Genomic DNA, 6723 nt, shown 5'->3' with positions numbered 1-6723 from the left:
ATTGCTGTTCCTGCTCCATCTGATGCTCCTTGCATGAGATGGGTGGGGAAAATTCAAATGCCACAAGTGGGGATTATTGGCCGACCACTGACACCATCAAGAACCTGATTGACCAGATCACCTTGGGCACTTGTCAGGTGCGACGTGTGTGCTTCAAACAGGTCGAGCCTGCGTATGAAGATCTGGCCCGGGACATGTTTGGTTGCGAGGTGCGTTACAGCCAAGACTGGTGCGGTCTGGTGTTGCCGGATGCAGCCATGGACTTGCCGCTGAGCTCGGCTGACCCGGCCAGCTTCGATGATGCTGCACGCCTGTGCCGTGAAGAGTTGGACAAGCGCGATGTGAACGCGGCCTTGAGCATCCAGGTGCGCCGTAACCTGCTGACGCGCCAACATGGCTTTCCTTCCCTTCAGGTGGTGGCCCGCCAGTTCCATCTCACCCCGCGCACCCTACACCGCCGCCTGGTGGCTGAAGGCACATCCTTTCAGCAGATCTTGGATGAGGTGCGCGAGCATCTGGCTATGCAATACCTGCAAGCAGGCAAGCTGAGCGTGCAGGAGATCGCTTACACGCTGGGCTACAACGATCCGGCCAATTTCCGGCGGGCCTTCAAACGCTGGACGGGCCGAGCGCCGTCGACCCTATTGATCCGGCCCTGTAAAAATTGAGTTTCTTGCCACGTCTCCACAGGGGGCCGTGTTTCGACTCCAACGTTCCGGATCACTAGAGTCTCTGCGAACATCACGCTAGGCTCGCTGACTACTTGAGAGCCCTATTCCATGATCACTGACTCTATTTCGTTGAATCACCTGCTGGTCTGAGTATGCCGAGCAGAGCCGGGCCAGGCTCACGCCGGAGTGAGTTCTTGTTTGTCGATCTGCTCACTGGACTGAGTAGCCGATTTGAAATGGAATAGTTGGTGTTGTTGACGGATATACGCAGGAGTCGAAAGGGTTGCAGCAATGCCTAAGCGGCTATAGGTTGGTAAGTACGAGGTGCTCAAATGCGAAAACCAATCTTCTTCAGCCTCATTGCTTTAGGGAAGGTCTGCACAAATGAGTGCTGACCATGATTGGGTGTGCTGACATGACCGCAATGGCGGCTGAGCGCACCTCTGGCAGGTGTTGTGGGCGCGTTTCGCGCCCATTTCCCATGCACTGGGCGCACTCATGCCAGGCTCCCCGTCAAACGTTTGCGCACCATCCACAGATTGGCCAGCGCAAACAGGGTTTGCAACTGCGCCGTGTTCTTGGCCAGGCCGCGATAGCGCACCTTCACGTGCCCGAACTGGCGCTTGATGACGCGGAACGGGTGCTCCACTTTGGCGCGGATGCTGGCCTTGATGCGCTCGACCTGATCGGTCAGCGCATCCATGGGGTCGGCCTTGTCCAGCAACTTGCGCAAGCCCGGTCGCATGGCCACATGCCACTGCACATCCGCTTTGGCGTCGGGCCGCTTGTGCGCCCCCTGGTAGCCGGCGTCGGCGAAGACATCTGTTTCTTGCCCATGCAGCAAGCTGTTGGCCTCGACCACATCGTTGACGTGTCCGGCCGTGCCGCGCACGGTGTGCACCAGGCCGGAATCAGCGTCCACGCCGATGTGCGCCTTCATGCCGAAGAACCATTGCTGTCCCTTCTTGCTTTGGTGCATCTCCGGGTCGCGCTCACCGCTGGCGTTCTTGGTCGAGCTCGGCGCCGAGATGAGCGTGGCATCGACCACCGTGCCGCTGCGCAGCATCAGGCCCTTGGCGCCCAGCAGCAAGTTGACGGTGGCCAAGATGCGCTCGGCCAGCTTGTTCTTCTCGAGAACATGACGGAAGCGCAAGATCGTGCTCTCGTCAGGCAGCCGGTCATCCCAGCCGCCCAGACCGGCGAAGTCGCGGAACAGCGGCATGTCGTGCAGCGCTTCTTCCATGGCCGGGTCGCTCAGCGTGAACCACTGCTGCATGAAGTGAATTCGCAGCAGCGACTCCACCGGGAACGGCGGGCGCCCGCGTTTGCCTTCAGGCATGAATGGCGCGATCTCTGCCACCAGGGCGGACCAAGGCACCACCCGGTCCATCTCGTCGAGGAACTCGCGACGGCGCGTGCGCTTCGTCGAGGTTCCCAATCCAAGGCTGCTCTGCTTCATGGGTTCAATGGTCTCAGGCCATCATGTCTGCGCCAAGCACATGGCTTGGTGGTTTATGCAGACCTACCTTAGGTGGTCTGGTGGGCTTGTTCTCAGCCGCATTGGACGGGTGGGGCACACGAGTGGTGATGATCGGCATTGGGATGCTTTTTGGCACGGCCATCGGCGGGGCGCTGACTAGCATTGGCGGCAGAGCGCGAACTTCGAAGCGGGATGTCGATCCGATCCACGGGATGGGGGTAACGTCAGAGGATTTGGCCGCGAACTACTGGCGTGACAAAGGGCATCCGCCTTTCATGAAGCCACCTGAAAGCGACTTGAATCCGAACATGAGCGGCACGCACGATGACCCAGTCTGATTATTTTTTCAGAAGGTCTTTCACGATGCCCGTCGCGTTGTCCACCGCCGCTCCGGCGTCCTCAATAACCTGCTTGCCAGACTGCCTAAGCAATGACTTCTTCGATGCCAGCGCCCCATCATTGGTCTCGACGATCTCCGCTTTTGCATCGAAACCGGTTTGATCTGCCTTTGAACTTGCGCGTATCTCGGCACCTCGGGTCTGAACCTCTTGTCTTGCCGGTGATGGCTCAGGGGCGGGGGCTGGTTGGCCTGCACGCGCAGACTTGCCGAAGCGAGACACCTGTCGATCATTGCTTCGATGGCGATCATCGAGCGCCGGATTCAAGGCTGTGTCGGCCTTTTCTTGTCGGTGTTGAACTTGAACGTCTTCAAACGAAGATGGCAATGCCGTGCCATCGGAGAACACCCGATTGGGCTTGAGTGACTGCCTGGCCAGTTCTGAGGCCATCAAGGCCTGGGCCGCTTTGCTGTCGCTCCCGTATTGCTCTGCATAGCGAGTGAACATCTCCAGGTTGTGCGGATCCTGCGCAATGTCGATGGAGATGGTTTCGCCCTTTTCATACGCGGAAGTTAGGCGCTCTGACAGAGCGGTGCGTTCAGCAAGGCTTGCCTCCGCACGTTCAGATCGCGTGGCCGTGTTCGTCAGCCTGGACGCCATGTCACGGGCCTCTCGGGAGTCGCTGCTGATGGTGTTGATGAAGCTCGAATCTCGGGAGACTCGGTCACCGAATTGCTTGAAGTCGGCTATTTGCTCGCTGGTCAAACTGCTCAGCACCTTGCGTTCATCGGCGGATAGGCCCGACAGGTAGCTCTTGTCAGCGCTGGCATTGGCTTTTGCGCCAGCGAAGCGCCCGTCAACGCCCACATGTCCAGACGCACCAAATGCGATGCGCGCTACCTGAGACTGTGAAAGCCCTGTGCTGTCGGCGATGCCCTTGGAGATCTGGTCCAGGCGATTGAGTGTTTCTCCAAATTGCTCGAAGCTGCTGGACGTGGATCCGCTGCTGCTGCGGCCAGAGCGAAGGCTGCTCAGTCCTCGCGTGAATGCTTCGGAGAGGGCTGCGGAGCGATCCGAACTGGCAGCCAAGGCTTCGCTGCGTGCCGCAGTGACCTGCCTGCTCGCATCAGACACATCCTGTTCAGACACCCGCATGGATACCACCCGCGAAGCAAACCCCTGGTTGCGCAACAGGCTGACGGCAGTTCTCCCAGTCAGGCTGTTCGACGAAAAGGTGTTACCACTCAAGTCGCTTTGCCAACTGCTCATGAACGCCGAGGTTCGGTTAGGTGCCAGTTGTGCCTGGTCCATGGTGACATTGCCCATGTTCATGTTGCCGGTGGCAGCAGACGCTGTGCTGCCGGTCAGCATGCTTTGCAGGCCGGACAAGCCACCCACCAGGGCGGTCCCGACACCCTCCATCTTCTTCAAAGCCGCCCAGGCAATGACAGGAATGCTGATTGCAAGGTAGCCCACAACAGCCTCACCTGAGATGGCGCCCGAATAGATCGTCGAGGCGGTTCGCAAAGACAGGGCCTTGGTGCCCGAGCCGATGTCTGAAGCCGCAGCCAGATCGTAGGCCGCGTAGATGGACGCCATGTAGTTCAACACCGCGTACAGCGGGGGCCACAGTTGGATCCAGATCAGGATGGCGGCGTAGCCTTTGAAGGCCAGCATCGTGTCGCGCCCGCTGGTCAGCGGCAAGAGCAGCACCATCAAGGGGAACATTGCGTAGGTGAGCGCTTCAATGACGTTGCGGAACACGGGCAGGGCTTGCTCGGCCACCTTGCCGTTGTTGATCCACGCGGCGTTCTGCTGAGCGACGGCTTGTGCTCGGCCAACGGCCAGCACCATGGCCGCTGGGTCGTTGACCTTCTGTCCGACGATGGTGCTGGTGTCGTTGATCGCATTGAGCATGGCACTTTGGCGGATCAGGTCGGCAGCGGTGGTGGCCGCATCGGCGATGTTGTTCTTGATGTACGCCTGCTGAATCTGGTTGGCGATGACGGCTGCGGCTGCGGCACCAGGCAGGGTGGGGTTCAACTCGAAGGCCAGGCGACCCTGAATCTGGTTGATCTGCGCTGGCAGTCGGCCATTGAGGTTTGTGTAGATGTTGGGGCAGGTGTCCACATCGATGCCCGCAGCGCTGGTGACCGTGCTGAAGCGCGCAGGATTGGGCGTGGCCATGAGGGGCCAGACGTCTGCGGATGTCGAGAACACGGCAGGACCAATCGTTCCGTCGATGAGGTCATACATCGTGCAGTTGTGAATGAAGTTGATCAAGTCAGTACGGAAGTTCGGATCCTGAAACGTCACCTTGCTGGTGCTCCTGATCAGCCGGTTGCCAAACATCAGGCCGTTCTTCTCGTAGGTAAGTTCGCTGGGCAAGGCGCCTGGGCCGGGAATGGTCTGGAAGGCGGTTTCGAACAGGCTTGTCAGGGTGTGGCCAATGGTGCTGGTGATGCTGCCGAGCATGACCATGCCGAAGGGCACGTTGGCCACGACCTTGACCGGGGCTCCGCCTGTCTTGTCCACGATGCCCACGGTGGCCCTGGGCAGGATCAGGATGGAGAACACCAGCAGCACTGTGCCCAGCCACTTCCAGCCTTGCAGCTTCTCAGGGGCAAAGGCGTAGGCGATCAGGGCGGCCACGAAGCCGCAGAAAGCCACGGCGGCAACGGCCGACATGTAGTCGCCCGAGGCGTGGATGGCCGCTGCTGCATTGAAGACGCCGAACAGGCTGTCCGCGTTCTGGTAAGCGTAGATCTCCCACATGGCATCCCCTGTGGTCGGTGAAGGTCAACGAGCCATGTAAGCAGCCTGCTGCCCAAGCATGTCCATCACGTGCTGCGGCATGCTGGATCGCAATTGCCGCTCCAACTGTTCCAGGTGGCTGGAGACAGCTCGGTAAGAGCCGACCTTCTGATACAGGAGGTTCTTCTCTTGAGAGAGTTGCTGCAGCATGACCAGGGCGCGTTGACGAATCTGGACCGCCTGTTCGCGCTGTGTCTTTTGCAGTTGATAGTCCTTGTCGAGCGCAGCCAAGCCGACGCGCAGATTGCGCTCCAGGAACACATAGGCATAGTCCGCTGCGATCACGTCGCGGTATTGGGCGATGAGGCTGTCCGCCAGGCCCGATCCTGGGATGGTCGCGCCCACCGACAGCATTTTGTAGACCGGCTCGGTGGTCTGGTTGACGAAACCGACTTCTGCCGAGTTGTTGGGAATGGCGGTCCGGGTGGCGATTTTTTCCGCGATGGAGCGCATCAGTGCCTCGACTTTGGCGGTGAATGGCGTGTGCGTGTACGTGGTGTTGAGGGTCACGGCATCACAGTTCACATAGTCGTTGCATTTGAGCAGGTGCTGGGTAACGTTCACCCCCGCCCCGGCACTCTGGCCATAAAGCAACTGGCTGATCGAGGTGAGGGTCGCGGCGATGGGTTCCGGGTCGCGCGCGGCTTCTTCCGGGTGGTAGATGACGGTGCCCACCATGCTCATGATCAGTTCACGCTCCTGATCGTCCAGGGACACTCCGGTGTACTTCAGTGCCTTCCAAGTCAGGTTGCCCACGAAGGGCGCCTTGTTGCGCACATTGGCATCGCCTGAGGTGCGGGCCGAGGCGAGGATGCTGGGCCGGTCGGACGCACAACGCCTGCGTGCCGCGTCCCGGTCACTCTCCATGCCCATCTCGATGGCCAGGTCGGCGCAGGTCTCCTGCGAGCTGTAACCCGTGGCCTCGGCCGCTGTGCTGACGATGGCTTTGGCTGTTTCGCAGGAGTTGATGCGGGCGTTGTTGATCCAGGTTTCCAAGCCCTTGGCCCACTTGCTCAAGCCACCCAGGAGTGGTGAGACGGCTTCCAGGGCCAGTTGAAAGGCGATGCCCGGCAGGGCTGCGGTGATGTTCTTGAGCATGTTCTTGAACTCGGTGGCGGAGATGTGAGAGAACGAACCGCCGAAAACGTCGATGCCGCCACATCCAGCCTTGGCGCTTGGGAACTGGATGGCGGCGAGCTGGTACACCTTGTTGGGGGAGCGCATGAACAGACTGCCGCCTGTGTAGGTGTTCATGGTCTGGCCACGGAAAGCGCCAGGCGCTGTGTAGTTGCCGATGGCACCCAGGTTGTTGAACATGTTGTTCACTTCGGCATTGAGGTCACCGGCGCGCAGGGGCAGCGGCGATGTTGCGAGCAACAGGGCCATCAGGCTGGCAATGGCTGTTCTCCAGATTGGTTTC

5 protein-coding genes are annotated in these 6723 nt (G+C 59.9%); 2 read left to right on the top strand and 3 right to left on the bottom strand.

The window, feature by feature from the left end:
* Positions 1-38: 38 nt before the first annotated feature.
* Positions 39-668, top strand: coding sequence for a helix-turn-helix domain-containing protein (locus tag EV672_RS17110; protein WP_243738752.1), 630 nt, complete (start codon positions 39-41; stop codon positions 666-668).
* 499 nt (positions 669-1167) lie between these two features.
* On the opposite strand, the gene EV672_RS17105 is transcribed toward EV672_RS17110, so the two are convergent.
* Positions 1168-2130, bottom strand: coding sequence for an IS5 family transposase (locus EV672_RS17105; protein WP_133611178.1), 963 nt, complete (start codon positions 2128-2130; stop codon positions 1168-1170).
* Positions 2131-2258: 128 nt separating this feature from the next.
* On the opposite strand from EV672_RS17105, the gene EV672_RS17100 reads away from it, so the two are divergent.
* Positions 2259-2489, top strand: a complete 231-nt coding sequence (locus tag EV672_RS17100; protein WP_230179367.1) for a hypothetical protein — start codon at positions 2259-2261, stop codon at positions 2487-2489.
* On the opposite strand, the gene EV672_RS17095 is transcribed toward EV672_RS17100, so the two are convergent.
* Positions 2490-5264, bottom strand: coding sequence for a conjugal transfer protein TraG N-terminal domain-containing protein (locus EV672_RS17095; protein ID WP_133611177.1), 2775 nt, complete (start codon positions 5262-5264; stop codon positions 2490-2492). It abuts the gene before it with no gap.
* Between the two features lie 24 nt (positions 5265-5288).
* A complete protein-coding gene (locus tag EV672_RS17090) occupies positions 5289-6689 on the bottom strand; it encodes a conjugal transfer protein TraH (RefSeq protein WP_243738751.1) in 1401 nt (466 codons plus the stop codon).
* Between the last annotated feature and the right edge of the window lie 34 nt (positions 6690-6723).

It is taken from the genome of Aquabacterium commune (assembly GCF_004362855.1).
Lineage (GTDB): Bacteria > Pseudomonadota > Gammaproteobacteria > Burkholderiales > Burkholderiaceae_C > Aquabacterium > Aquabacterium commune.
The sequence above is the reverse complement of the archived record's forward strand: the minus strand, read 5'-3'. Positions and strand labels throughout refer to the sequence as shown.